Annotated in this window: 19 protein-coding genes; 5 read left to right on the forward strand and 14 right to left on the reverse strand. The window is 71.2% G+C overall.

What is annotated here, in order from left to right; translation table 11 throughout:
* Window positions 1-175: 175 nt before the first annotated feature.
* Window positions 176-2,287: a putative bifunctional diguanylate cyclase/phosphodiesterase gene (locus LHA35_RS16220; protein ID WP_226609787.1), complete on the reverse strand. Its 2,112-nt coding sequence runs from the start codon at window positions 2,285-2,287 to the stop codon at window positions 176-178.
* 187 nt (window positions 2,288-2,474) lie between these two features.
* A complete protein-coding gene (locus LHA35_RS16225; protein ID WP_226609789.1) occupies window positions 2,475-3,362 on the reverse strand; it encodes a DMT family transporter in 888 nt (295 codons plus the stop codon).
* Window positions 3,363-3,465: 103 nt separating this feature from the next.
* Between LHA35_RS16225 and LHA35_RS16230 the strand changes: the two genes are divergently transcribed.
* Window positions 3,466-4,545, forward strand: coding sequence for a quinone-dependent dihydroorotate dehydrogenase (locus LHA35_RS16230; RefSeq protein ID WP_226609792.1), 1,080 nt, complete (start codon window positions 3,466-3,468; stop codon window positions 4,543-4,545).
* Between the two features lie 41 nt (window positions 4,546-4,586).
* Window positions 4,587-5,447, forward strand: a complete 861-nt coding sequence (locus tag LHA35_RS16235; protein ID WP_226609795.1) for a TIGR01459 family HAD-type hydrolase — start codon at window positions 4,587-4,589, stop codon at window positions 5,445-5,447.
* 455 nt (window positions 5,448-5,902) lie between these two features.
* Here LHA35_RS16235 and LHA35_RS16240 read toward each other — a convergent pair whose 3' ends face one another.
* From LHA35_RS16240 to LHA35_RS16265, 6 genes are all read right to left on the reverse strand, one after another.
* The gene (locus tag LHA35_RS16240) at window positions 5,903-7,135 is read right to left on the reverse strand and encodes an FG-GAP repeat domain-containing protein (RefSeq protein ID WP_226609797.1); all 1,233 of its coding nucleotides are present in this window, start codon (window positions 7,133-7,135) and stop codon (window positions 5,903-5,905) included.
* Window positions 7,136-7,361: 226 nt separating this feature from the next.
* On the reverse strand, window positions 7,362-7,583 hold the full coding sequence (locus LHA35_RS16245) for a hypothetical protein (RefSeq protein ID WP_226609799.1): 222 nt from the start codon (window positions 7,581-7,583) through the stop codon (window positions 7,362-7,364).
* A gap of 157 nt (window positions 7,584-7,740) precedes the next feature.
* Window positions 7,741-7,893 carry a hypothetical protein gene (locus LHA35_RS16250; RefSeq protein WP_226609801.1) on the reverse strand — a complete coding sequence of 51 codons (153 nt, stop codon included), beginning with the start codon at window positions 7,891-7,893 and terminating at the stop codon, window positions 7,741-7,743.
* 134 nt (window positions 7,894-8,027) lie between these two features.
* On the reverse strand, window positions 8,028-9,152 hold the full coding sequence (locus LHA35_RS16255) for an MBL fold metallo-hydrolase (protein ID WP_226609802.1): 1,125 nt from the start codon (window positions 9,150-9,152) through the stop codon (window positions 8,028-8,030).
* Window positions 9,153-9,199: 47 nt separating this feature from the next.
* A complete protein-coding gene (locus LHA35_RS16260; RefSeq protein WP_226609804.1) occupies window positions 9,200-10,606 on the reverse strand; it encodes an amidase family protein in 1,407 nt (468 codons plus the stop codon).
* A gap of 51 nt (window positions 10,607-10,657) precedes the next feature.
* Window positions 10,658-11,386, reverse strand: coding sequence for a pyridoxamine 5'-phosphate oxidase family protein (locus LHA35_RS16265; RefSeq protein ID WP_226609806.1), 729 nt, complete (start codon window positions 11,384-11,386; stop codon window positions 10,658-10,660).
* Between the two features lie 98 nt (window positions 11,387-11,484).
* On the opposite strand from LHA35_RS16265, the gene pdxR reads away from it, so the two are divergent.
* On the forward strand, window positions 11,485-12,951 hold the full coding sequence (pdxR, locus tag LHA35_RS16270; protein WP_226609809.1) for a MocR-like pyridoxine biosynthesis transcription factor PdxR: 1,467 nt from the start codon (window positions 11,485-11,487) through the stop codon (window positions 12,949-12,951).
* A 656-nt stretch (window positions 12,952-13,607) separates the two neighbouring features.
* On the forward strand, window positions 13,608-15,314 hold the full coding sequence (gene ade, locus LHA35_RS16280; RefSeq protein WP_226609812.1) for an adenine deaminase: 1,707 nt from the start codon (window positions 13,608-13,610) through the stop codon (window positions 15,312-15,314).
* 109 nt (window positions 15,315-15,423) lie between these two features.
* Here the strand turns inward: ade and LHA35_RS16285 are convergent, their stop codons facing one another.
* Complete coding sequence (locus tag LHA35_RS16285) at window positions 15,424-17,679, reverse strand: DNA topoisomerase (protein ID WP_226609814.1); 2,256 nt, start codon at window positions 17,677-17,679, stop codon at window positions 15,424-15,426.
* Window positions 17,680-17,898: 219 nt separating this feature from the next.
* Between LHA35_RS16285 and mscL the strand changes: the two genes are divergently transcribed.
* Window positions 17,899-18,381 carry a large conductance mechanosensitive channel protein MscL gene (gene mscL, locus LHA35_RS16290; protein WP_226609816.1) on the forward strand — a complete coding sequence of 161 codons (483 nt, stop codon included), beginning with the start codon at window positions 17,899-17,901 and terminating at the stop codon, window positions 18,379-18,381.
* Between the two features lie 4 nt (window positions 18,382-18,385).
* On the opposite strand, the gene LHA35_RS16295 is transcribed toward mscL, so the two are convergent.
* The 5 genes from LHA35_RS16295 to LHA35_RS16315 form a co-directional block, all read right to left on the reverse strand.
* Window positions 18,386-20,674: a response regulator gene (locus LHA35_RS16295; RefSeq protein ID WP_226609818.1), complete on the reverse strand. Its 2,289-nt coding sequence runs from the start codon at window positions 20,672-20,674 to the stop codon at window positions 18,386-18,388.
* Window positions 20,675-21,385: 711 nt separating this feature from the next.
* Window positions 21,386-21,889 (reverse strand): hypothetical protein, encoded by a 504-nt coding sequence (locus tag LHA35_RS16300; protein ID WP_226609819.1) that lies wholly within the window; start codon window positions 21,887-21,889, stop codon window positions 21,386-21,388.
* Between the two features lie 63 nt (window positions 21,890-21,952).
* Window positions 21,953-22,600, reverse strand: a complete 648-nt coding sequence (locus LHA35_RS16305) for a CarD family transcriptional regulator (RefSeq protein ID WP_226609821.1) — start codon at window positions 22,598-22,600, stop codon at window positions 21,953-21,955.
* A 386-nt stretch (window positions 22,601-22,986) separates the two neighbouring features.
* Window positions 22,987-24,711, reverse strand: a complete 1,725-nt coding sequence (rpsA, locus tag LHA35_RS16310; protein WP_226609824.1) for a 30S ribosomal protein S1 — start codon at window positions 24,709-24,711, stop codon at window positions 22,987-22,989.
* Window positions 24,712-24,999: 288 nt separating this feature from the next.
* A complete protein-coding gene (locus tag LHA35_RS16315; RefSeq protein ID WP_226609825.1) occupies window positions 25,000-25,566 on the reverse strand; it encodes a CarD family transcriptional regulator in 567 nt (188 codons plus the stop codon).
* Window positions 25,567-26,116 lie beyond the last annotated feature (550 nt).

The following is a 26,116-nucleotide window of genomic DNA, read 5'->3' on the forward strand; positions in this document are numbered from 1 at the left end:
CGGGCGGCCCCTCCTGCCGGCCTGCCCGATACCTGGCTCATGACGTCCCGACCTGCGGCCCACGGAGCGGGCCGGGCGCGCGAAGGCGCGCCGCGGCCCATGCCGCGAAGCCAAGGCCCGGAGGGCCGCCGGCGTTCGGGGCAGGACATGCGTCGGCATGCCCGCGGGACCGGCTTCAGGCGCCGGTCAGGCGCCCCAGCTCCGCCAGCGGCGCCGGGCGGCCCAGATGGTAGCCCTGGGCCTCGGTGCAGCCGGCGCCGTGCACCATCGCCATGTGCTCCGGCCCCTCCACCCCCTCTGCCGTCGCCGTGATGCCGAGCTCGGCGGCAAGGCCGGCGACGGAGCGGACGATCGCCAGGCAGTCCGGCCGCGCCACCGCATCCCGCACGAAGGACTGGTCGATCTTGATCTTGTCGAAGGGAAAGGCCCGCAGATAGCTGAGCGAGGCATAGCCGGTCCCGAAATCATCCAGCGCGATGCGCACGCCCATGGCGCGCAGCGCCTGCAGGCTGGCCAGCACCGCCTCGTTGTGGTGCAGCAGGACGGATTCGGTGATTTCCAGCTCCAGCCGCTCCGGCGCCAGCCCGGCCGCCTCCAGCGCGGCACGCACCATCTGCGCCACCTCCCCGCCCACGAACTGCACGGGGGAGAGGTTGACCGAAACCTTCATCCCCGCCGGCCAGGTCGCCGCATCGGCGCAGGCCCGCCGCAGCGCCCATTCGCCGAGCGGCAGGATCAGCCCGGTCTCCTCCGCGACGGGTACGAATTCGGCCGGGGGAATCAGGCCACGGCGCGGATGCCGCCAGCGCATCAGCGCCTCGAAGCCGCTCGGCCGGTTCTGCCGCAGGTCGAAGATCGGCTGGTAGTGCAGCTCGACCGCGCCGGTCGCCAGCGCCTCCCGCAGGTCGGCCTGCAGGGCGACGCGCCGCTCCAGCTCGGCCGCCATGGGCGCGGCGAAGAAGCGCCAGCGGCCGCGGGCCTCCGCCCGGGTGCGCACCAGCGCCAGATTGGCCTGGCGGAGCAGGTCCTCCGGCTGCGCCTCCCCGGCCGCCGCCGCGGCGATGCCGGTCGAGACGCCGATGCTGGCGCGGTAGTCGCCCAGCAGGAAGGGCCTGCCCAGCGCCTCCCGGATTCGCCGTGCCATGGCAATGGCGCGGCTGCGCAGCTCCTCCCCGGTCAGCAGCACGGCGAATTCGTCGCCGCCGAGGCGGGCGACCAGGTCGCCCGGCCGCAGGCATTCGCGCAGCCGCTCGGCGACGCCGCGCAGCAGCGCATCGCCGACGCAGTGGCCCAGCGCGTCATTGACCACCCGGAAACCCTCGAGGTCGAGCGCGAGCACGGCGGCGCCGGTCCGCGCCGCCGCCGCCAGGCGCTGCTGGAAGGCGGCGCGGTTCGGCAGCCCGGTCAGCGCATCATGCAGCGCCAGGTGGCGGATGCGGGCCTCTGCCTCCCGCCTTGCGGTGATGTCCTCGCAGGCGATGGCGATGCCATCGCCGAGGCGGGTGATGCGGCTGCGCACCCACAGCCTGCGGCCGGCGACCCGGTAGGCCGCCTCGCGCAGCAGTGGCTCGCCGCTGGCGAGCACCCCGGCATAGGCGCGGATCAGCTCGCAGGCCCGCGGATAGCCGGAGAGCAGGGTGCCCAGCGCCGCGCCCTCGAGGCGCGGACGTTCCAGCCCGAAGAGCCGGGCGGCGGCCGGATTCGCATAGTCGATGACGAAATCCGCCACCGTCCCGTCGGGCCCGTGCAGGGGCCGGGCCACCAGGAAGCCCTCCGTCGAGGCTTCCTGCGCGGCGTGGAAGCGCGCCTCGCTCATGGCCCGCGCCGCCTCGGCGGCATGCAGGCCGGAGAGATCGACCAGGACATTCACCGCGCCGGCCAGCCGCCCCGCGGCATCGTGCAGCGGGGTCGGGAAGGGCGCGAAGGGCACGCGGCTGCCGTCCGGCCGCTCGGCATAGGCCCAGACGCCGCGGACAGGCCGGTTCTCCTTCAGGCAGATCGCCATGGGGGACTGGTCATGCGGCAGGGGCGTGCCGTCCATCGAGACCAGCTTCCAGCTGCCGGTCCAGCGCTGCTCGCCCAGCGGCGGCGACCAGCCCCAGAGCGCCGCCGCGGCGGCGTTGTAGAAGGTGAGCCGCCCCTCGGCATCGGTGGTGTAGACGGCAGCGCCGAGCGCCTGGATCAGCGTGCGCTCGCGCCGGGCGACGATGGCGCAGGCCTCGCCGGGGCAGGGCGGCAGTCCGGTCTCGATGGCGGCGAGGGTGGCGGGCGACAGGGTCTTGTTCACGCACGCCTCATCTGTGCCGGAACGGCAGGGTGGAGCGGTGGTGGCCATCGCCTTGCGCGAGGCCATGCCGGCTCGCTCCTCTGCCCGGCCCCATGGGTCGCTTCACGAAGTGCAGTAAATCAGATTTTACCTCTAAAATACCTTTTCAAATGAAATCGACTCCCAATGGAGCGGCATCCCGGTTGCATCATGGCCGTGCGGCGGCCCGTGCCGCCACCGGTGCCTCCCCGGCCCGTCTTGCCCGCTCGCTCATCACGCAGGCGAAGACCACCACAGCCCCCCCGGCCAGCGTCGCCGCATCTGGCCAGAGACCCCAGAGGGCGAGGTCGAGCGCGACCGAGACGGGCAGGGCGGCGAAGCCATAGGGGCCGAGCCGGGCGGCATCGGCATGGCGATAGGCCGCCGCCGTCAGCACCACCGCCGCGCCGGCGATCAGCCCGTTCAGCGCCAATTGGAACAGGTCGAGCGGCGGCGCCGGCATCCAGTCCCGCCAGGCCAGTGGCCCGAAGACCAGCAGCCCGACCAGGCCGGGCCAGAGGATCACGCCGACCAGCCCCGGCTCCGCCCGCAGCCGGCGGTTCACGGTCTGGGTGACGGAGAAGGCGAGGGTGCCGAGGAAGACCCAGAGATAGCCCGACAGCGGCCCGCCTCCGCCGCCGAGCTTGGGTGCGACGGCCAGCAGCACCCCGCCGAACCCCACCAGGCACCAGAACCAGGCGGCGCGCGGCACCGCTTCCCGCAGCAGCAGCGCCGCCAGCGCCAGGGTCATGAAGGGCGAGGTGAAGAAGACCAGGTAGCCCTCGGCCAGGGGCAATTGCCGGAAGGCGAGGAAGAAGCTGGCCGCCGAGATCATCATGCAGGCCACGCGGATGGCGTGCAGCCCCGGCCGGCTGGTCCGCAGCGGGCCGCCGAAGCCGGGCCGGGCGGCGCGCGCCAGCAGGAAGAGCGGCACCAGCACCGCATAGCGCAGGAAGACCACCTGCCCGACGCCGTACTGGCCGGACAGCAGCTTGCTGTTCGCATCCAGCAGGCTGAACAGGACGATGCCGGCCAGCGCCAGCGCCGGACCTTTCACGCGGAACCCCTCCCGGTCTTCGCCGCCGCTTGTCGGGGCCGGGGCCGCCAGCGTCAACCGCGCGGCTTCCCTTGACGGCGCGGGTCAGGCATTCACCGCCGCGATGACACCATGGCTCGCCTCCGCCCTCATGCCCCTGTTCCGCGCCCTCGATGCCGAGACGGCGCATGGCCTCGCGCTCCGGGCACTCCGCGCCGGCCTCGCCGGCGCCGACCGCAGCCCGGACGACCCGGTGCTGGCCACCACCGCCTTCGGCCTGCGGTTCCGCAATCCCATCGGCCTCGCCGCCGGCTTCGACAAGAATGCCGAGGCGGTGGAGGCGCTGATGCGGCTCGGCTTCGGCTTCGTCGAAACGGGCACGGTCACGCCGCGGCCGCAGCAGGGCAACCCGCGCCCGCGGCTGTTCCGGCTGGAGGAAGACCGCGCGGTGATCAACCGCATGGGCTTCAACAATGCCGGGCTGGAGGCCTACCGGGCGCGCCTCGCTGCCCTGCCCCGCCCGCTGCCCGCGGTGCTCGGCGGCAATATCGGGGTGAACAAGGACGGGGCGGAGCCGCGGCGGGACTACCCGGCGCTCTACGCCGCCCTCGCCCCCGTCACCGACTACATCGTGGTCAATGTCTCCTCCCCCAACACGCCGGGCCTCCGGGACCTGCAGGGGGAGGAGCGGCTGGCCGAGATCCTCGATGCCATCGCCGCGGTGCGCCGGCCGGGCCACCCGCCGCTGCTGGTCAAGATCGCGCCCGACCTCGCGGATGAGGCGCTCGGCCCGGTGGTGGAGGCCTGCGCGGCGCGGGGCGTCGCCGGCCTCATCATCTCCAACACCACCATCGCCCGGCCGGACAGGCTGCGCAGCCGCCACCGCGCGGAGGCGGGCGGCCTCTCCGGCCCGCCGCTCTTCGCCCGCTCGACCGAGATGCTGCGGCAGGCCCATCGCCTGTCGCAGGGCCGGCTGACGCTGATCGGCGTGGGCGGCGTGTCGAGCGGGGCGGATGCCTATGCCAAGATCCGGGCCGGCGCGGCGCTGGTGCAGCTCTATGCCGGCTTCGCCTATGACGGGCCGGCGCTCATCCCCCGCCTCAAGGCGGAACTCGCCGCGCTGCTGAAGCGGGACGGCTTCGCCTCGGTCGCCGCGGCGGTCGGCGCGGATGCCGCCGCCCCCGCCCGGTCCATGGCCGGGTGACCCACCTGCGACCCCACGCGGCCAGCACGAAAGGAACAGCCATGGACATCCTGGACGGCATCGCGCCGGTCGCCGAGCGCTATGACGGCTACGTCCTCGACCTCTGGGGCGTGGTGCATGACGGCAAGCGCCCCTATCCCGGCGTGCCGGAGGCGCTGGCCGAGTTGAAGCGCCGCGGCAAGCGCATCGTCTTCCTGACCAATGCGCCACGCCGCGCCTGGTTCGTCGAGGGGATGCTGGACCGCATGGGGCTCGACCGCGCGCTCTATGACGGCATCATCTCCTCGGGCGAGGTCGCCTGGCGGATGCTGAAGGCGAAGGACCACCCCTGGTTCGCCCGCCTCGGCCCGCGCGCCTTCCATATCGGGCCGGAGCGCGACCTCTCGGTGGTGGAGGAGGGCGCGGCCGAGCTGGTGGCGGATGCGGCGCAGGCCGATTTCCTGCTGAACACCGGGCCGGACCCGGATCGCGGCTCGCATGAAGCCTCGGCCTACCTGCCCGCGCTGCAGGCGGCGGCGAGGCACCGCCTGCCCATGCTCTGCGTCAATCCGGACCGGCATGTGATGGTGGGGGGTGAGCGGCTGATCTGCGCCGGGGCGCTGGCCGATCTCTACAAGCCGCTCTGCGGCGACATCTTCGAGGTCGGCAAGCCCGACCCCGCGGTCTATGACCCGGTGCTGGAGCTGCTCGGCATCAGCGACCGCAAGCGCGTGCTGGCGATCGGCGACAGCCCGCATACCGATCTCGCCGGCGCGCAGGCGGCGGGGCTGGACGCGCTCTGGGCGCTCACGGGCCTCGCCGCGCATGCGCATGGCGAGGACCCGGACCCGGAGGTGCTGCGCCAGGTGGCGCTGACCGAGGGCGTCGATCCGATCGCCGCGGTGCGCGCGCTGCGCTGGTAGGGCTGGTACCCGGCGCATGATACTGTCCCGCATAAATGGTGACCCATTTCTGCGGCCTCAGTCGCCGGCGCTGCCTGCGGCGGCTTGGCACCGCGGCATAGGCCGCGGGCCGCCTTCGCGGCCTCAGCCGCCGATGGCGGCTGCAGGTCAGGAGTTATGCCGATCGGCATGACAGGTGATGCCTGTCATGCCCTGAACGCCGGCGACCCTCCGGGCCCTGGCGTTGCGGCACATGCCGCGGCGCGCCTTCGCGTGCCCGGCCCGCAGGCGCGGTCAGGCCTGGCAGGATCCTGCTGCCGCCCCCCGGCGCCCTCGGCCGGAGCGGGGCGCGGATGGGCATGGACGCCCGGCCGCCTGAACTCGCCCGGGGAACAAAGCACTGCGGCGGATTGCCCTTCGGTTGCGGATGCAATCCGCTGCAGGGGGCGGGCCGGCGCCGGCCCGCCCGGCGCCGATCAGGTCAGTTGCCAGTCGGGGCCGGGATTGGTGACCGGCGCGCTGCTCGTCACCGTCGCGCCGTCCATCGTCCATTCGGCGACCGAGCCGTCGACGCTCCGCCAGACGATGTCAGCGCGGCCATCGCCGGTGAGGTCGCCAATGGCCCGCACCGACCAGTTGGCGCCGGGATTGGCGACGGTGGCGGCGGCCGCGATGGTGGCGCCGTTCATCTGCCAGAGCGCGACCGTGCCGTCGTCATTCTGCCAGAGCAGGTCGTCGCGGTTGTCCGCGTTGAAGTCGGCGACGCCGACCAGGGTCCAGGCCTTCCCGGGATTGCCGAGGGTGGGGGAGGCGACGACGGAAGGTCCGTTCATAAGCCAGGCGACGACCGAGCCATCCGCGCCGCGCCAGAGGATATCGGCCCTGTTGTCGCCATCGAGGTCGCCGGTCCCCGCCAGGCTCCACTCATTGCCGGGGTTGGGCAGGGGGGTGGAGGCCGTGATCGTCGCCCCGTTCATCTGCCAGAGCGTGACGCCGCCATCGATGTTGCGGAGCAGGATGTCGGACCGGCCATCGCCGTCGAAATCGTTCACGCCCTGCACGGTCCAGTCCGTGCCCGGAGTGCCGATGGTGGTCTGCGCCACGATGTTGGCGCCGTCCATCTGCCACAGGGCGATGGCGCCATCGTTGTTGCGCAGCAGGATGTCGCCGCGCTGGTCGGCATTGAAATCGCCGGTGCCGGCGACCGACCAGGTCGGGCCGGGATTGCCGAGGATGGGGCCGGCCAGGATGTTCGGGCCGTTCATCTGCCACTGGGCGATGCTGCCGTCATTGTTGCGCCAGAGCAGGTCGGCCAGCTTGTCGCCGTTGTAGTCCACCGCGGTGCGGCCGAGATAGACCGGCGGCAGGGCCTGGAAGACGATGTCGCCCGGCTGCAGCGCGTTGACGTTGGGAAGGAAGACGCTCTCGAAGGTGCCGGGATTGTAGAAGATGGCGAGGCCGGGCACGCCCGCGACATTGGCGGGCGTGAAGGTGAGGTTGCCCGCCGTGATGCCGTCGCCGAATTGCAGCTTGTCCGTGCCCGGCTGGAAGTCCTGGACCCAGTTCTGCCCGTCGCCGCGCTCGAAGGCGAAGATGTCGGCGGCCGGACCGCTGACCAGGAAGTCATCACCGCCGCCGCCGACGATGACATCGCCACCGGCCGAGCCTGCCAGCGTATCCCGCAACGCGGTGCCGACGATGTATGCCATGTGCGTCCCCCTCCTGGATGGCTCGTTCCGAACTGGCGGCGCGCGCCGTTGCCGGCGGCGCCGCGGATTGGGAACGCCGAAGGGGAAGTTTTGATCCCTAACTATTCCATGATGCCGTCACAAATGCATGCCTTCGCATATGCATCGGGATGCCTGCCACCCGAAGGTCGCGGCGTCTCCGCGACGTGCCCGGCCTTCCGGGTCTGCCGCGACCCGCCGGCTGCGCTCAGCCCTCCGCCGGTTCCTCGGCGGCGGGCGGCCCGTGCCGCTGGCTGATCAGGATCAGGCAGGTCCCGGCGACCATGAGCGCAAGGGCAGCAACATCGCCGAGATGGTAGCCGGTGCCGATCCGGCTGCGCCCGTAGAAGGCGAGGGCGGCGATGGCGGCCATGATGCCGGTCCAGAGCCAGAGATTGTCGGCGATGCGGGCTTTCAGGCGGCGTGGCATGGCGGGGCGTCCTTCCTTGACCCTGACGACGCCCCCAACGGACCAACCAGGTGCGCGCTGACACACGGCCGCTCAATTCGGCGGGAGCGGCCTGCGGATCAGGCCTCCCGCTCCTTCGGCGTCGCGGCGGTGGGCATCCCCTGCCGGCTGATCATGATCAGCAGCATCCCGGCGAAGATGCGCCCCGCGTCATGATTCCGGCGAGGTCGTATCCGCGGCCCGGCCAGCCCTCGCCGATGGCCGCCAGGACCGCGACAGCCAGGCCGATCGCGGTCCAGAGCCGGAGATTGCTGCCGGCAGGGTCGGTCATGCTCCTGATCATGGACGTGTCCTGCCTCCCGGCATGGCGGCGTGGGCGGGACTGCCGCCGGTCCCGCCATGTTCCCGGGCATCATGGACGCGGCAGGATTGCGCGGCGGCCGAAATGGTCTGCCTTGCTGCGCCTCACGCCGTGAAGGTGAAGCGGCTACCGGTGGTGCAGAGGACCAGCGCCTGCGGCATGTCGCGCTTCGCGGCTTCCAGGAAATTCGCCCCGCTGCAATGCATGGGGAAGACGAAGTCGATATCCTGCGCCTTCAGCTCCGCCATAATGCGGTTCAGGTAGTCCGCCGGCGCCGGCGCCAGGTGGAAGCCGCCGACCAGCGCATGCACCTTCTCCACCCCCGTCACCTCCCGCGCCCGGCGCACCGTGTTCAGGATGCCGGCATGGCCGCAGGAGGTGATGACCACCAGGCCGCGCCCCTTCACGTGGTAGCAGGTGGCGTGCTCATGCAGGTGCTGGTCGGGCACCGGCTGGCCGGCCAGCTCGGCGGGCGTGAAGTGGTGGGAGGCGTATTTCGCCACCTCGCAGCCGGCGCCGTCCTGCTGGCCGAAGACGACATAGGTGTTGGGCAGCACGCGCTCCTGCGTCACCCGCGGCACCGCGCCGGTGGTGAAGGCATGCCCCTCGATCACCAGCGGGTCCTCGGACAGCACGGGCCGGATGCGCGCCTCCGCGAGCATCGTGCGGTCCAGTCGCCCGAAGCTGGCGAAGGCGCCGTTGCCGGCCGGCGAGAGGCGTTGGCAGAAGGCATCCTCCCCGCCGAGATAGAGGCGGAGATCCTCCTTCATCCGCGCCCGGTGCCGCGCCAGGAAGTCGTCCAGCCCGCCGAGATGGTCGAGATGCCCATGGCTGACCACCAGCGCGTCGAGCGTCGCGGGGTCGAGGCCGAGCAACTCGAGGTTGTTGTTCAGCGTCTCCCCGGTCCAGCCGAAATCGAGCAGCAGGCGCTTCTCCTCCGCGCCCTTCGCCGAGGTCAGCCAGAGCGAGAGGCCCCATTCGCTGCGCAGCACGCGCCGCTCCTGCGCGCCGCGGAAGCCGCGCACCCGCTCCACGCGCACGCCGGGCACCTGGGCGCCGCTGATGAAGATGTCGTGGTTGCCGTCGGTGACGACCTGGATGGAGAGGCTGTCCACCACCGGCGCCTCGATGCGCGGGGTCGCGGCGCCGGCGGGGCCGGCGACGAAGCCGGTGCAGGCGAGGGTGGCGGCTGTGCCCTGCAGTAGGGCGCGGCGGGATATGCGGTTCATGGCGGCGTCCTTCTCCCGGCAGGGAAGGATGCGCCATGCGCCGGCCTCTACGGTGTCGCGAAACCCGGCGCGAAGGGCTGCGCCGCCAGGAACCCCGCCGCGGCGCGCAGCACCAGGCTGTCCGCCAGCCGCGGCCCGGCGAGTTGCAGCCCGACCGGCAGGCCGGCCGGCGTCAGGCCGCAGGGCACCGAGATGGCCGGCCCGTGCGAGAGGTTGAAGGGGTAGGAGAATTCCGCCCAGACCAGCCAGTCCCAGGGGTGCGGGTCCCAGTGCGGCGGGCGCTGCAGCCCGACCGGGAAGGCGGCGACCGAGGCGGCGGGCGTCGCCAGCAGGTCGAAGCCCGCCTCGGCGAACCAGGCATTGACCGCCGCGGCATAGGCGAAGCGGCGGCCCTGCGCGGCATGGCCCTGCATGAAGGAGAAATCGCGGTATGCCTCGGTGCAGGCGAGGAGGCCGGGGTCGATCTGCGCCGCCTCCGCCGCATCCTTCGGCAGGAAGGGCCGCATGGCGCCGCCCCAGAGGTCACGCTCCAGCGCCGGGCCGGTGGGGCCCCAGGGCGGCGTCACCTGTTCGACGGTCGCGCCCGCGGCTTCCAGCGCCTTCACCGCGGCCGCGACCAATGCCGCGACCTCGGGGTCCACCCGCGCATGGCCGAGATCGGGGCTGTAGGCGATGCGCAGGCCATGGACGCCGCCCGGCGGGACCTCCGGCGGGAAGGTCTCGCCGAGCGTGGTGTGGTCCAGCGGATGCGGCCCGGCCATCACCGAGAACATCAGCGCCGCATCGGCGACGCTGCGGGTGATCGGCCCGGCATGGGAGAGGGCGCCGTTGTTCGGCACCGGCGCATAGGGCACCCGGCCATAGGTCGGCTTGAAGCCGACCGCGCCGCAGAAATGCGCGGGCAGGCGGATGGACCCCGCCCCATCCGTGCCGAGATGCAGCGGCCCGCATCCTGCCCCGGCCAGCGCCGCGGCCCCCGAGGACGACCCGCCCGAGGTCGTCCCGTGCTTCCACGGGTTGTGCGTGGCGCCGGTCAGCGGGTTGTGGCTGACCGCGGTCCAGCCATGCTCCGTGCTGGTGGTCTTGCCGAGGATGATGGCGCCCGCTGCCCGCAGCCGGGCAACCAGCGGCGCGTCGGCCCTGGCCGGCGCCGCGTCCGAGAGGCGGGAGCCGCGCCGGGTCGGCAGGCCCTCCACCGCCTGGATGTCCTTGATGGTGACCGGCACGCCATGCAGCGGGCCGGGCGCCTCGCCGCGCATCAGCGCGGCTTCCGCGGCGCGGGCGGCCGCACGGGCGCGCGCCTCGTCCAGCACCACGAAGGCGTTCAGCTTCGGTTCGCAGGCGGCGATGCGCGCCAGCACCGCCTCCGTCACCTCGACGGGCGAGGCGCGCTTCGCGCGGACCAGGGCGGCAAGCTCAGTGGCGGAGGCAGTGGCGAGGTCGGTCGTCTGCATGCGCCGAGCATCGCGCGCCGGCCGAACGGCGTCCAGCCGGCGTGGTGGCCGCTACTCCTTCCCGTAGGTCGTCCGGTAGCTCTCCAGCATCAGCTCATCCAGCCGCCGGCCGGGGGTGAAGCCGGCAAGACCTTCCGGGAAGGGCACGCCCTCCGGCATGCGCGGGCAGGGCTCGGCGGCGCCGATCACCTGGGTGACCGGGAAGCGCGTGGCATAGATCGGCAGTGCATAGTCCTCCTCCTCATCCGCCACGCCCTTGCTGCGGATCTTGCCGCTGGCCTGCTCGATCTCCATGCCGATGACGGTGGTCGCCTTCAGCTCCTGCGCCGTGCTCGGGCGCAGCTCGGCATTCCGGCCGGGATAGAAGCGGTCGATCATGGCATCCAGCGCGCGGCTCTTCGCCGCCGGGTCGTCCACGACCCGCGCGGTGCCGAAGCACATGGCGGAGCGGTAGTCGACCGAATGGTTGAAGCCGCAGCGGGCGAGGACGAGGCTGTCGAGATGCGTCACCGTCAGGCAGACCGGCACGCCGCCCTTCTGGCTGCGCAGCATCCGGCTGGCGGAGGAGCCGTGCCAGTAGAGATGCTCCCCCTCCCGCCAGAAGGCGGTCGGCGTGCAGTAGGGCTGGCCGTCGATGACATAGGCGATGTGGCAGACCATCGCCGCATCCAGGATGGCGTGCACCGATTCCTTGTCGTAGCGCCCCCGCTCATGCAGGCGGCGGACCTTGTTCCGCTCGGAGACGGGATAGGCATCGGGCGGGGTCACGGAATCGGGCATCGGGGCACTCGGTGCGGGTTGGACAGGCGGCCATGAAAGCCGCAAGATTGGACCGGCGCGAGGGCCAATCCAGGCCGGTCGCACTGGTCCAATCCGCCATGCCCCGGGACGCCGGTCCCATCGAGCTGATGCTGCCCGCCCCCGACCGCGCCAGCCCCGTGCCGGTGCTGCGGCAGCTCTACCTGGCGCTGCGCGGGGCGATTCTCGCCGGCGTCCTGCCGCCGGGCGCGCGGCTGCCGCCCACCCGCGCGCTGGCGGCGCAGATGAGCCTCGCCCGCAACACCGTGGTCGCGGCCTATGAGCAATTGCTCGCCGAGGGCTTCATCGAGGGCCGGGTCGGCGCCGGCAGCTTCGTCTCCCGCGAATTGCCGGAGGGGCTGGAGGCGCCTTCCGCCCCGCCGCCGGCCGAAGTGGCGCCGGCCCCGCCGCCCGTCGCGCGGCGCTCCGCCCCGGAGGGCCCCGCGGTCGATGAGCTTTCGGCCCGGCCCTTCAACACCGGCCGCACCGGCTGGGACGACCGGTCCCGGCGCATCTGGCGCAGCCTGACCCTGCGGCGGCTCTCGGCGCCGGACCCCTCCATGTTCGGCTATGGCGACCCGCAGGGCAGCCGCGCGCTCAGGGAGGCGATCGCGCGCTACCTCCGCGCCGCCCGCGCCGTGCGCTGCGATCCGGACCAGGTGGTGGTGACGGCTGGCGCGCAGCAGGCGATCGACCTGGTGCTGCGCGTGCTGCTGCGGCCGGGCGACCCGGTCTGGGTGGAGGACCCGTGCTACCCCGCGCTCCGCGCGGCGCTGGCCGCCGCGGGGGCGCGCATCGTCCCCGTGCCGGTGGACGCGCAGGGGATGGAGGTCGCGGCCGGCATCGCCGCGGCGCCCGAGGCGCGGCTCGCCTATGTCACGCCGTCCTCGCAATACCCGATGGGCGTCGTGCTCTCCATGGCGAGAAGGCTGGAACTGCTGGCCTGGGCGCGGCGCGCCGGCGCCTGGCTGCTGGAGGACGACTATGACAGCGAGTTCCGCTATGCCGGGCGCCCGCTGGCCTCCCTGCAGGGGATCGATGACGCGGGGCGCGTCATCTATGTCGGCACCTTCAGCAAGGTGATCTTCCCCGGGCTGCGCCTGGGCTACTGCGTGCTGCCGCCGGCCCTGCTGGAACCCGTGCGGGCGGTGCGGCTGCTGACGGACTGGCACCCCGCCACGCTGGCCGAGGGGGTGGTGACGGATTTCCTGGCGGAGGGGCATTTCGCCCAGCACCTGCGGCGGATGCGGCTGCAGTACCGCGCGGCGCGGGACGCGCTGGTGGCGGCGCTGCGGGAGCATGGGCCGGAGGCCGTGGCGGTGGAGCCGCCCGACCAGGGGCTGAAGCTGCTGGCCCGGCTCAGGGGCGGGCGCAGCGATGTCGCGGTGGCGGAGGCCGCGGCGCGGCGCGGCGTGGTGGCGCGGCCGGTCAGCCCGATGTTCCTGGCGGCGCCGCCGGTGCAGGCGCTGATGCTCGGCTTCTCGGGGCATGAGCCGGCGGCGCTGCGCCGCGCGGCACGGGGGCTGGTGGCGGCGATCGGCGGCTAATGCCCGGCGGCGTTGAGGGTGCCGCATCAACCGCCCCTGCAGCGCCGGGCGATCTGCTCCGCAAAGCCCGGCCGGAGCGGATCGCGGGCGGGCGTTCAGGTGCGAACGCAATCCGCTGCAGCGCCGCAGCGACGCTGTCCGTTTCAGGTGGGCGCGTCGTGCGGCTGCCTGACGTGCGCATGGCCAGCGTGACCAGGCGATGACATGGGCTGCCCGGATGCGCCGCTGCGCGAGGCGGCTGGCAACGCGCCGGATCTCCCGGAGTGGCAGCGGATGAGGCGCGGCGTCGCGCGGCTGCCCTGCCCGGTGTTTCCTCGGGCCGCGGCGCGTGGGCCTTGTGGCGGATCGTCGCCAGCATGGCGAAGGCCAGCACGGCCAGCGCGACGTGGCGGTGCCGGCCGTGCCGGCGCCCTAGTCTCCTCGTGGTCGGGGCCGAGTTCGCTCCTGGCGGTTCCGAAGGCGACCTCGATGGCCCTGGCGCTGCCGCTCGATCGCGACCGAGGTCTCGATCGCGGTTGCTGCCATCGGCGAGGCTGTGGCGGACCGGCGGGGCGCGCGCAGATACCCGTTGCCCCATCCCGGTGCCCGTCCGCATAAGGAGGCACTGGCGCCATCCGGCCAATGCCGCGCCGGCTGGCCTTGGGAAGGAAGCCGCCATGGAAAGGCCAGCAGCCGATCTCGCCGCAGCCATTGACCAGGGGCGGGGCGCCACGCCCGCCGATCTGGTGCTGAAAGGCGGGCGCGTTTTCAACCTGGTCACCGGTGCGCTGGTGGAGACCGATGTCGCGGTCTGTGCCGACCGGATTGTCGGCACGCATGGGGACTATCGCGGCCGGCATGAGATCGACGTCTCCGGACTGGTGCTGGTGCCCGGCTTCATCGACACGCATCTGCACATCGAATCCTCGCTGGTCACGCCTTTCGAGTTCGACCGCTGCGTTGCTCCGCGCGGCGTCACGACGGCCATTTGCGACCCGCACGAGATCGCCAATGTCGCCGGTATCGAGGGCATCCGCTATTTCCTGCAAGCGGCCGAGCGCACCGTGATGGACCTGCGCGTCCAGCTTTCCAGCTGCGTGCCGGCGACCGGGATGGAGACGTCCGGCGCGCGGCTGGATGCGGCGGACCTGTTGCCGCTGGCGCAGCATCCGAAGGTGATCGGCCTGGCCGAGTTCATGGACTATCCCGGGGTGCTGCGCCGCGACCCTGGCTGCCTGGCCAAGCTGCGTGCCTTCCAGGGGCGGCACATCGACGGCCATGCGCCGCTGCTGCGGGGCATGGACCTCAACGGCTATCTCGCCGCAGGCATCCGGACCGACCACGAGACGACGAGTGCCGCGGAGGCGCTGGAGAAGCTGTCCAAAGGCATGGCGGTCCTGGTGCGGGAGGGATCGGTCTCCAGGGATCTGCAGGCGCTGGCGGCGATCATCACGGAGCGGCACTCGCCCTTCCTCGCCTTCTGCACCGACGACCGCAACCCGCTCGACATCGCCGAACACGGGCATCTGGACCACATGATCCGCACGGCCATCGCCTTGGGCGCGGATCCGCTGGCCGTGTACCGGGCCGCCAGCCACTCCGCCGCACGGATCTTCGGGCTGGCCGACCGCGGCCTGATCGCCCCGGGCTGGCGCGCCGACATTGTCGCCCTCGACGCGCTGGAGAGCTGCCGGGCCCGGCTGGTGCTCTGTGGCGGCGTGGTGGCGGACGAGGATGCCTTTGCCCGGCGCCAAATGATCCCGCCCATCGCCCGCCACAGCGTGCGCGCGCCACAGGTTTCCGCCGCCGATTTCCGCCGCCCCGCGCCCGGCGGGCCGAGCCCGGTGATCGGCATCCTCCCCGGCCGCATCATCACCGAGCGGCTGGAGGCGACATTGCCCGTGGAGGATGGTGTCTCGGTTCCCGACCTCGCCGCCGATCTCGTGAAGATCGCCATCGTCGAGCGGCACGGGGTGAACGGCAACCGTGCGGTCGGCTTCGTGAAGGGCTTCGGCCTGCAGCGCGGCGCCATCGCCTCCACCGTCTGCCACGATCACCACAACATCGCGGTGGTCGGCACCAGCGATTCCGACATGGCGCTGGCCTGCAACCGCCTGGGTGCGATCGAGGGCGGCTTCGTGGTCGCCGCCGGCGGCCGGGTGCTGGCGGAGGTTGCCCTGCCCATCGCCGGGCTGATGAGCCTCAAGCCCTTCGAGGCCGTCAGGGAGGAGCTCTCCGCCCTGCGCGCCGCCGCGTATTCGCTCGGGGTGACGCTGGAAGAGCCCTTCCTGCAGCTGGCCTTCCTGGCCCTGCCCGTGATCCCGCACCTGAAGATCACCGATCGCGGCATGGTGGATGTGGACCGCTTCGTCGTGATCGCCTGACCCGCACCCTCCTGGTCAGGCCGGCTCATGGCTGCAGGACCGCTGCCCGCCCAACGCGGCCTCCTTGTTGCCGAAGGGGATCTTCAGTTCAGGGCGCGATCCTTGCCGATCATGGGACGGGTGCCTTGCTCTGCCTCTCGGGCCTGCTGAACCGACCTTTGCGCGTTGCGGGCTGCCGGCCCACCCTTGCCTTGTTCGCGTCGATCCAGGCGGAGAGGCTGCGCGCGCTGGCCCTGGCCTCCTCCGGGACGGTAATGCCCCTGTCCCGCGCGATCCTTTCGGCGAAGGCCTGCTGCGCCGCGCTGGGGCCCGGGGCTGCCGAGCCGCCGGTGTCGGATCCTTCGGGGCGCTTCGGCGCGTGCCGGTCGAGGAACTGGCGGCAGAGCTCGGCCGACTTCGTGTAGCCGCGCGGCGGCTTCAGCTTCAGGCGCGCGGCCAGGCCCTCGACGAATTTCCGCATGGCCGGACTGGGCGGCCGGGCAGGGCGAGGCAGGGATGGCGCATCCGCAGGCGCCGTCGCCCCGGGACCCGCCCCGGCGATCGATCCGGCGCTTCCCACAAGCCGATCGAGGATGCGCGCGGCCTGCCGGCAGATCGCGTCGATTGCGCCCTCGACCTGCTGCCTGCCGACCAGGATCTCGTCGAGCAGGACCTCGAACTGCGCCGTCACGCCGGGATCCACCAGCGCCGGGTCGGCCCGCTCCAGGATGCCGAACAGCGCCAGGCCGCGCTCGGTCGGGACGATGTGCTTGCCCTGGGTCGTGAGGAAATCCTGGTGCTTGAGGCCCTTGATGATCTCCGCCCGGGTCGCCGGCGTGCCGATGCCCTTCGCCTCCTTCAGCCGCTCCTGCAGCGCCGGGTCCTCGACGAAGCGCCAGGCATTCTGCATGGCCTCGACCAGCGTGCCCTCGTTGTAGCGCGGCGGCGGCTTGGGCTCCTTCGCCTCCACCTTCGGCCCGGTCAGCCGCGCCGGGTCGCCGTCCCGGAGCGGCGGCAGCAGCTGGCTGCCCTCCTCCGGCTTGTCCTCGTCCTCCTCGCCGAAGGCCGCCCGCCAGCCGAGCTCGATCGGCTGCCGCCCGACGGCGCGGAAGGGATGGCCCGCGACATCGAGCAGGGCCGTGGTCTGGCGGTAGCGGAAGTCCGGCATCAGCGCGGCGAGGGTGGAACGGGCGATCACCAGGAAGAGCCGGCGTTCGTCGGGCGAGAGGCGGGGCCAGATGCCGGGCAGGTCGCGGATGGTGTTGACGTTGGGGATGACGGCGTGGTGCGAGGCGCCCTCCAGCCCCTTGTCCCAGAAGTGGCCCGCCTTGCCGCGGCGGATGATGGGCTGGTCCGGCACCGGGATGGCGCGGAAGGTCTGCCCCGCCATCAACCCGGCCACGATGCGGGGCACGTCCGGGATCAGGCTCTCCGGCAGGTAGCGGGTTTCCGCGCGGGGATAGGTGATGACCTTCTTGCCCTCGCCGTCATACAGCTCCTGCGCAACGGCGAGCGTCTTCTCCGCCGACCAGCCGAAGCGCGAGCCGCAGAGCTTCTGCAGCGAGGGCAGGTCGTGCAGCCGGGGCGGGGCCTGCCGCTTCTCCTCCACCCTGACCGCGAGCGGCCCTGCGAAGCCATCGGCCTTCGCGGCGATCGCCTCGGCCTCCTCGCGCTGCAGGATCCGCTCCTTCGGCGCGTGCCGCATCTCGAAGCAGCCGGCCTCGACCTGGGCGGTCGCCACCACCTCGTAATAGGTTTGCGGCACGAAGGCGCGGATCTCGAGCTCGCGCCGGCAGACGATGGCCAGCGTCGGGGTCTTCACCCGGCCGACACCGATCACCGCCCGCTCGCCGCGGCCGAGGGTGACCGTCGCGGTACGGGTCAGGGTGAGGTTGTAGATCTGGTCGGCCTGCTGCCGGGCGACCGCGGCGCCGTAGAGCCTGCCATACTCGCTGTTCGGCCTGGCCCGGGCGAAGGCGTCCCGGATGGTCTGCGGGTCCTGCGCGGTGAACATCACCCGCATGACCTCGCCGCGGTAGCGGCAGTGCTCCAGGATCTCCTGGCCGATCAGCTGGCCCTCGCGGTCGCAGTCGGTGGCGATCCAGACCCGCCGGGCGGTCTTCAGCGCCGCCCGGATCGCCTGGAGCTTGACCGGCTTGTTGCCGCCCGAGGCCGGCTTGGTGCCGTAGAGCCCGTCCGGGCGCAGCAGGACGGGCGACCAGCGCTTCCAGGCGGGATCGACCTCCTCCGGCTCGCGCAGGGTCAGCAGGTGCCCCTCGGCCGGCAGGACGGCGCCGTAGCGCCCGCCCACGGCGGCGCGGACGTCCTTCGCCTGGCTGGTCTTCTCCGTGATGACGAGGTCGGAGGGCATGTGGGGGATGGCCATGGAGATTTGCCAGCCATGCTACCCCAGCAAAGAGCCCTTGAGAACAAATTGCAAACATGACGATGCCGGCCGCCCGGCACCGTCACGGCGCCGCGGCTGGGATGGCCCGTCCTACGCCTTGGCCATCTGGAACAGCGCCCCGCAACCGGCGAAGGTCGGCAGGGGCCGGATGGTGCCTGGTCCTGCTGGCCCCGCAACGTCGTGGAGGAGAGTTGCCGCATGTCCGCCACCATCCAGATCCGCGAACCTGCATGGTTGCGCGAATTCAAAGCCTTTCTCATGCGCGGCAGCGTGGTCGAACTGGCGGTGGGCCTGGTCGTCGGCGCCGCCTTCACCACCATCGTTACATCCCTGGTGGAGGACCTGATCAACCCGCTCATCGGTTTGATGGTGGGCGGGGTCGATTTCTCCAACATCTTCCTGGTGCTGAGCGGGGAGCGTCGCGCTTCGCTGGAAGCCACGCGTGAAGCTGGCGCAGTGGTGCTCGCCATCGGCAAGTTCTTCAACACCATCCTCAAATTCGTCATCGTCTCCTTCGCCATCTTCTGGGTTGTGAAGGCATTGGCGCGGCTCCGGCTGCATGAGATCGGCAAGGCGCCGCCGACCACCACTCCCACGGAAAAGCTGCTGGCCGAGATCCGCGATGAGCTGCGCGCCCAGCGGTCGAGCGCATCGCCGCCTGAGCTCAAGGCTCCAGGCTGATCGGCTATGCCGTCATTAGGGTCGGTTCCTGCTCGTCCTCGACGGGGGCCGAGACCTGGCCGCTCTGCAGCAGCACCTCGGCACGGCTGCGGAGTTCATCCGCGGCAACGGGCTTGCGCAGGAGCGCGAAGGGGCCACCCGCTGCCGCGGCCGCAAGCAGCCCGACCTGCGCATCCCCGGCATGTCCGGTCACCAGGAGGGCCGGCATGCCCGGCCGGCGACGGCGCGCCTCCCGGATCACCGCCAGCCCGTCCATGCCGGGCATGGCCAGGTCGGTCACCAGCAGGTCAAAGGCCTCGCCGCCGTCCAGCCAGGCCAGCGCCGCCGCACCGCTTTCCGCTTCACTGATGATCCAGCCATGGGTCGCCAGATTTTCCGCCAGGGTGGTCCGGACCAAGGCCTCATCGTCCACCAGCAGGACCCGGATGCCACCCGTGGCGGGCAGAGCGGTATCCGCGGGCGGGGCAGCTTCCGTCTCCTTGGGAACGGCCGGTTTCGCACCGGAGACAGCGCGCGGCAGCCAGAGTGTCACGATGGTGCCGCGGCCCAGTGCGCTCTCGATCCGGAAAGCCCCGCCGGACTGCTCGGCAAAGCCCTTGGCCATGGCGAGACCGAGCCCCGTTCCCTTGCTCTTGGGCTTGGTTGTGAAAAACGGCTCCGCCGCCCGCGCGAGTGTTGCGGGATCCATGCCCGCCCCCGTATCCCGGACCGAAAGGCGGAGGTAGCGACCGGGCTTGAGATTCGCCGCGTGCTCCTTGCCGACAGGGATTTCCTCCGGATCCGCGGAGAGGGTGAGCGTCCCGCCACCCCGTGACGCCATCGCGTCGCGGCCGTTGACCGCGAGATTCACCAGCACCGTCTCAAGCTGCCCACGGTCTGCGAGCACAGGAGGCAGCAGGCCATCAGCCTCGAGGCGGACCTGGATCTCGGCGCCGAGGGTATGGGCGAGCACCTCCCGGACCCCGGCGAGCAGCGCGACGACATCGACGATCTCGGCGCGGAGTTCGCCTCGGCGGGCGAAGGCGAGCAGCCGGCGCGTGACGGAAGCCCCTCTGTCCGCCGCCTCGGAGATCATGCTGGCGAAGCGGCGCACCGCTGCGGCATCCTCGGGCCGACGCGCGATCAGCTTCGCGCCGCCGAGGACAGCCTGCAGGACGTTGTTGAAGTCGTGCGCCACGCCGCCCGCGAGCCGCCCCAGCGCCTCCATCCGCTGGGTGTGCGCCAGCCCCTCCAGCGCCGCCTCGCGCTCTCGCCGGGCCAGGTCGAGGTCCGACTGGGTCCGCCGGCGCTCCAGCCACAGCAGCGCCAGAGCCATGATGGCCAGGGCAAGCAGCGAGATCGAGACGATCGTGGCCTGAAACGCATGGCGCAGGAAGGCTGCCCAGCCCAGCTCCTGCGCGGCACGAACGGTGACGGCGACAGCAAGTGGCGTCTCAGACACCACGCGGTAGCCGACCAGCGTCGGATCCCGGCCGCCCTGGTCTTGCGGCACCCGCAGCTGTCCAGAGATTGAGGCCGGGAGCGCAGCAGTCAGGGGATCGGCCGCCGGGAGGGCTGGCTGCAGCCCATCCTCCTCCGGGCGGCTGCGGGCGAGGATGACACCGTCCCGGCGCAGGACGATCGCGGTGCTGTCCTCACCAGGCTGCAAACGGGTCAGGCCGCGTGACAGTGCGGCGGGATCAATCGAGACGACCGCCATCCCGCTGACGGCGCCCGAGAGGTCCTGGATCCGGCGCGTGAACTCCACGCCTCGCTGGCCCGAAGAGTGATCAGGCAGGGGCTCGTTCACGAGCAGGCCATGGCCGCCGTCGCGGTGGTCCTGAAGATGGTCCGGGTCCCACAGATAGGCCGGCTGCCAGCCGGGCTTCGACGACCACGCCAGCCAGCCGTCCTGTCCGACGATATCAACCTGGAGCACGCCGAACCGGCCGTGCCGGGCGATATCGGCGAGGTGTGCCTCGATGGCCTGAGCACCACCCTGATCGCCTGCATCCAGGCGTCCTTGGCGGGTCTGCGCCAGGTCGTGCAGGCTGCCGACGCCCTGCAGCATATGCGCGAGGTTCTGCTCGATCGCCTCGGCCGCGGCCTCCGCGCGCCTGAGCACGCTGTCCTCGGCCTGGCGTTGCAGACGATCGGCGCGCGCCGTCACCAGCCAGAGGCCCATGGCAGAAACCAGGAACCAGACACCGAGCGCGAGCGGCCAATACTGGAGGATATGGGGCCTGCCTGTCGGCTCTGTTATTTGTGAGCTTCTGGCCTCTCTGCCGCTTCGCGGCAAAACCAAATGGTTCATGGCGACAGCACCTCTTCGCCTTTCAATACGCAAAACATGCTGCAGCTTCAAACCTGCGAGCTTCACGTTTCGGTAATATTTCCGGAGCGGTGGATACTTGCGCTGTTCGCACCGGGCAGATGCGCGCGGTGGTTGTGCCGCCCCTGACTGGGAAGGCCCATACCGACGCCCCTGTGCGCGCCAACCGCAGCGGGGCTCCTGGGCCTCCCCGCCGGTGGGGAAGTCCTGGGCGCTCCGACCAAGGACGCGGCCGTGGCGAAGGCGCCGCGCGCCGGCAGCGGCGCGCTGCGGATCTGGGAGTCCGGAGGAGCGGCTGGAGCAGATCGCGGAGGGGCGTGAACGCCCGGGAGCGTGGAACTGCTCGAAAAACAAGGAGCACCAGCGGATGGGCGTTCAGCTATGAACGCAATCCGCTTCAGACCATGCAACCGCGTTCAGGCGGCATCCTTCCCGGCGCCACCATGGGGCGGCGGAGCCTGCCCCCGGCGCTGTCAGCATCGCCTGACTCAAACCCGCGATGAACTGTCCTGATTGCGTTCATGGAGTTGCTGTTCATGGCATGGTTGCTGGACCGTGTTGCTGGAAGCGTGTCCTGATGGCGGCGCTGCGGGGATCCCGTCTCGTCAGCAGCCTGCAGCGAAGGGATGTGCGTGGGAGGGGCGGGCCTGACACAAGGGCTCGCCCTTTTCCCCGGGTTCCGGGAGCCGCCGGCTATGAAGCGCGTCCAGGCCGGCGCGTCGGCCCTGCTGCGTGCGCCGCAGCGCCGCCGCGCCTTCCGATCTGCGGCGACGGCGTTGCCTTCTCGGCAGCCATCCGCTGGCTGGCCATCAGGCCCTCCAGGATCAGCCCGCGCATGCGCTCGCGCTCGGCCGGGCCGACCGGCGCGGCGCCACCCAGCTCGGCAATCCGGGCTCCGAGGGCCGTGGCGCGCTCAAGGCACTCCTCGAAGGCGGTCTCGCTGGTGATCCGCGAGGCGGGGAAGTCGTAGGGGTCACGCAGATGGGCCCGCAGGCGGCGGAGCAGCACCGCCATCTCGCGTTCTGCCGCCTCGATCGTGGGCGGGAGGTGGTATGCCTGGGGCGGGGTTCCGCTGCCGATCATGAGCGCGGCACGCGCTGCGCGCCGCCGGCGCCGGGCCAGGGCGGCGACAAGGCAGGCGGCGAGCGGCGCCGAGGCCGCACCAAGACCTGCCAAGGCCCAGAGCGGATCAGCCACGGTCGCGCCCGCCGGGCACGGCATGCCCCGACGGCGAGGAGCGCTGCGCTGTCATGGATGAGATCAGGCGACGATCGCCGCGCCACGAGCCCCGGTGCTGCCACCGCCGCTTCTGTCAGGGCCCGCCTTTGCTTCGGCCAGCACAGCAAGGATGCTGGCAACCGCAGCGGCGCGGTCCGACCCGGTCAGCGCGGCCAACTCACCGGCAAGCTGGTCGAGCGCGGCCTTCGCTATCTTCTGCTCGCTGAAGCTCGACTCCGGTCCCATCAGGGCGGCACCCAGGTCGCGCAACACCTCGGCGACGAGGCGCGGGTCCCCGCTGGTGACCTTGGCTTCGTATTCCGGGCCCCGCCTGATCCAGGCCCCCCGGGACGCCCTGGGACGTCCCCGGAGCACGGCCATGACCTGCTCCATGACCTGCGGCGTCGAGAGCGGCCGCAGCCCCACACGGGCCGCCTTGTCCCGCGGCACCTTGAGCCGCAACCGTGCCGCCTCGAAGGAGAGGCAGATCAGGACCAGCCGCTCGCTCCCGATCGCCTCCTCATGCAACCCCTCGACCCGGCCGACCCCATGCACCGGATGCACCACCGGTTCACCTGGTGCGAAAGCCATGGCGAGGTTGGCGTCCCGACCTTCCCTTCCGAGGTGTTCGACCTTCATGTCTGCCACCCGCTTCCCCAACCGGCCCGCGGGACGGGTCGAACCGTGCACGCCCGGGGCTCCGCCCCCGATAAGCGCAACCTGTTGCTGGTTTAAAAATCCCTGTTGCCTTCGGGCATGTCCCGCCCGGGCCGAGGGCTCGGCCCTACAGCGGATTGCGTTCAAGACTGAACGCCAATCCGCTGTAGACCGCTGTTTGCAGGGCAGATTCACGCTGTGGGGCGTTCACGCCCCTCCGCGATCCGCTCTAGGCCAGCCTACGCGACGGAGCCCGGCATGACGCCGGCGGAGGCGCTGCAACCGCGCGACACAGGCAGCAGCACACTGCCCCGGCCTGATCCCGGTCGCACGCGCACCGGCAACAAGCACCCGCTTCCGGGCGCATCCGGAATGTCAGGATGGCCGCAGGGGAGGCACTCCTGCGGCCATCCTTGTCCTCAGCCTTCCGAAGCGGCCTGGTTCCGGCGGCGGATCGCTGCGCCGAGGATATCACCGAGCGAGGCGCCGCTGTCCGAACTGCCATACTCGGCAATCGCGTGACGGTCCTCCTCGACCTCCTTGCCCTTGATGGTCAGGGAGAGGCGGCGACCGGCACGGTCGATTGCCACAACCCTGGCATCGACCTTCTGCCCCACGGAGAACCGATCCGGGCGCTGCTCCTCGCGGTCGCGCGCCAGCTCGGCCCGGCGGATGAAGCCGGTCAGCACATCCTCGACCTTCACTTCGATGCCATTGGCCTGCACCTGGGTGACGACGCAGATGACGATGTCGCCCTTGCGCACGCGGTCGAGGACATCGGCGGCGGGGTCGGTCTGAAGCTGCTTGATGCCGAGCGAGACGCGCTGCTTCGCAACATCCACATCCAGCACCTTCGCCCTGACCACCTCGCCCTTGTGGAAGGCGGCGACCGCCTCCTCCCCCGCCTGGTCCCAGGACAGATCGGAGAGATGCACGAGGCCGTCGAGTCCACCGGCCGGAAGCGCGATGAAAAGGCCGAATTCGGTAATGTTGCGGATCTCGCCCTCGATCTCGGTGCCGGGCGGGTGCGCCTCGAGGAACAGCTCCCAGGGGTTGCCCTGGGCCTGCTTCATGCCGAGCGAGATGCGGCGCTTCGCCTCGTCCACATCGAGCACCATGACATCCACCTCCTCGGTGGTGGCGACGATCTTGCCCGGGTGCACATTGGTCTTGGTCCAGCTCATCTCGGAGACATGGACCAGGCCCTCGACCCCCGGCTCCAGCTCCACGAAGGCGCCATAATCCGTGAGGTTGGCGACCCGGCCGCGGAAGCGTGCGCCGACGGGGTACTTCAGCGCCGCGCCTTCCCAGGGGTTGGTCTCGAGCTGCTTGAGGCCGAGGCTGATGCGCTGGGTCTCCGTGTTGAAGCGGATGACCTGCACCTTGAGCTGCTGCCCGACGGTCAGCACCTCGGAGGGATGGTTGACCCGGCGCCAGGCGATGTCGGTGACATGCAGCAGGCCATCGACGCCGCCGAGATCCACGAAGGCGCCGTAGTCCGTAAGGTTCTTCACGACGCCGTCGAGGACCGCGCCCTCCTTGAGCTGGCGGATCAGCTCTCCGCGCTGCTCGGCGCGGGACTCCTCGAGCACCGCGCGGCGGGAGACGACGATGTTACCGCGGCCGCGGTCCATCTTGAGGATCTGGAAGGGCTGCGGACTGCCCATCAACGGTGTGACGTCGCGCATCGGCCGCGTATCCACCTGGGAGCCGGGAAGGAAAGCCACGGCGCCGCCGAGATCCACGGTGAAGCCGCCCTTCACCCGGCCGAAGATCGCGCCGGTGACCCGCTGGTTGGCCGCATAGGACTTCTCCAGGACAACCCAGGCCTCCTCCCGGCGCGCCTTCTCCCGGCTCAGCCTGATCGAGCCATCGCGGTCCTCGTAGCGCTCGACGAAGATATCGACCCGATCGCCGGCCTGCAGTTCGGTGGCCTCGCCCGCCGGCGCGAATTCCTTGAGGGGGATGCGGCCTTCGCTCTTCAGGCCGACATCGACGACGGCGACATCGCCTTCGACGCGCAGGACAAGGCCGCTGATGATCGATCCGGCGAAGGCGGTGTCCGCCCCCAGATAGGTATCGAGCAGGGCGGCGAAATCCTCGCCTCCCGTCGGAGATGCAGGATTGGCGCTGGGGGCAGTCATCGGTGTGTTTCCCGGAGGGCCAGGCGGAACGTCCGCTGGCCCCGGCATGCGCATCGGCGGGCAGGTCCCGCGGGTACGGCTTGGACGCAGCGTGGACGATTCAGCCGCGGCGTCCTGTTGCAGTGTGACGTGGAGGTCCGATCCACCCCAGGCCAGCCTGCCTTCGAGCCAAGGTCCACGGGGGGTGGAGCCCAGGTCAGTGCCGGCGGATGGCCACGCATGCCCGTACGCGCATGTCGGTCCCGGGTCAAACGGAAGGCGCGTGAGGGCGTGGCGCGCCGATGCGGCTCAGGCTGTCGCCAGTGCCAGCTGCTCGTTGATCCTGGCAATCGCGGCCACCTTGTCCGTCCCCTCGACGGCCGCGATCTCACAGGCGAGGCGATCAAGCGCCGTCTCGTAGATGGCACGCTCGGAATAGCTCTGCAGGCCCGCGATCGCGTTGCGCCCGAGATCGCGGACGACCTCGGCGACGACGCGCGGGTCGCCGCTGTTGATCTTCGCCTGGTACTCCTGGGCCCGCCTTGCCCAGACGACCTTCGCCGACCTCGCGCGACCCTGCAGGACGGCCAGCGCCTCGTCGATGAGCGCCCGGGAGGCGATGCGCCGAAGACCGATGCTGCGGACCTTGTTGGACGGCACGCGGAGCGTCAGCTGCACCTCATCGAAGGCGACATGGACGAATTCCAGGCTGAATCCGGAGACCTCCTCGACCGCGATGCGCGCGACGTACCCGACACCATGCGCGGGATGCATCACCCGGTCACCGGTGTCCAGTACCTCGCCAGCCACCTCCGCCGTCCACTCGCGTGGTGTCCCGCCAGGAACGTGCCTGTTGGCCATCGCCGTCGTCTTCATGCCGAGCAACTCCCACCATGAGGTCCCGCCAGCAGCGGGCTCGCCGCGCGTGGGTCCTTGCCCGGCGCGACCAGGACGCCGCCGGACTCCCTGCCGGGAATATGGTATAGGGAAGGGCAGATTGCATCCTTGCCTTTGGTTCAATGGTCCATTGCGGATTGCCGCCTTGTGCGAAGCGGGCCATAGGCGCTCGATGCCGCCGGCCCAGCCTCGGACTCCATGGGGATATCCGATGGATCGCCGGAGATCCCGGCCGCTGGCGGTTCGCCTGCCGCAGCGCTGAGGTCATCCCGCCCGCTGTCCTCCGGCACTCATGCCCTGCCCATCCCGGCAGGTGAGAAACAGGTCCGGCAGGTTAGCCCCGGCCCGCCCGATGCCGTAACTTCCCGAATTGGGTTGCAGCATGTGCGGCGATACCCCATGTTACATCCGTCAGCCTCGTTTGGTTCGGCCTGCTCTCCATAGCTCGTGATCGAGCGCCGAGCCCGGTGTCCGTCTCCCCTCGATGTTCGATCCGCCCGGCAATGTCGCGGGGCGGTACCTATTTCTA

Source organism: Roseicella aerolata (assembly GCF_020523605.1).
Classification (GTDB): Bacteria; Pseudomonadota; Alphaproteobacteria; order Acetobacterales; family Acetobacteraceae; genus Paracraurococcus; species Paracraurococcus aerolatus.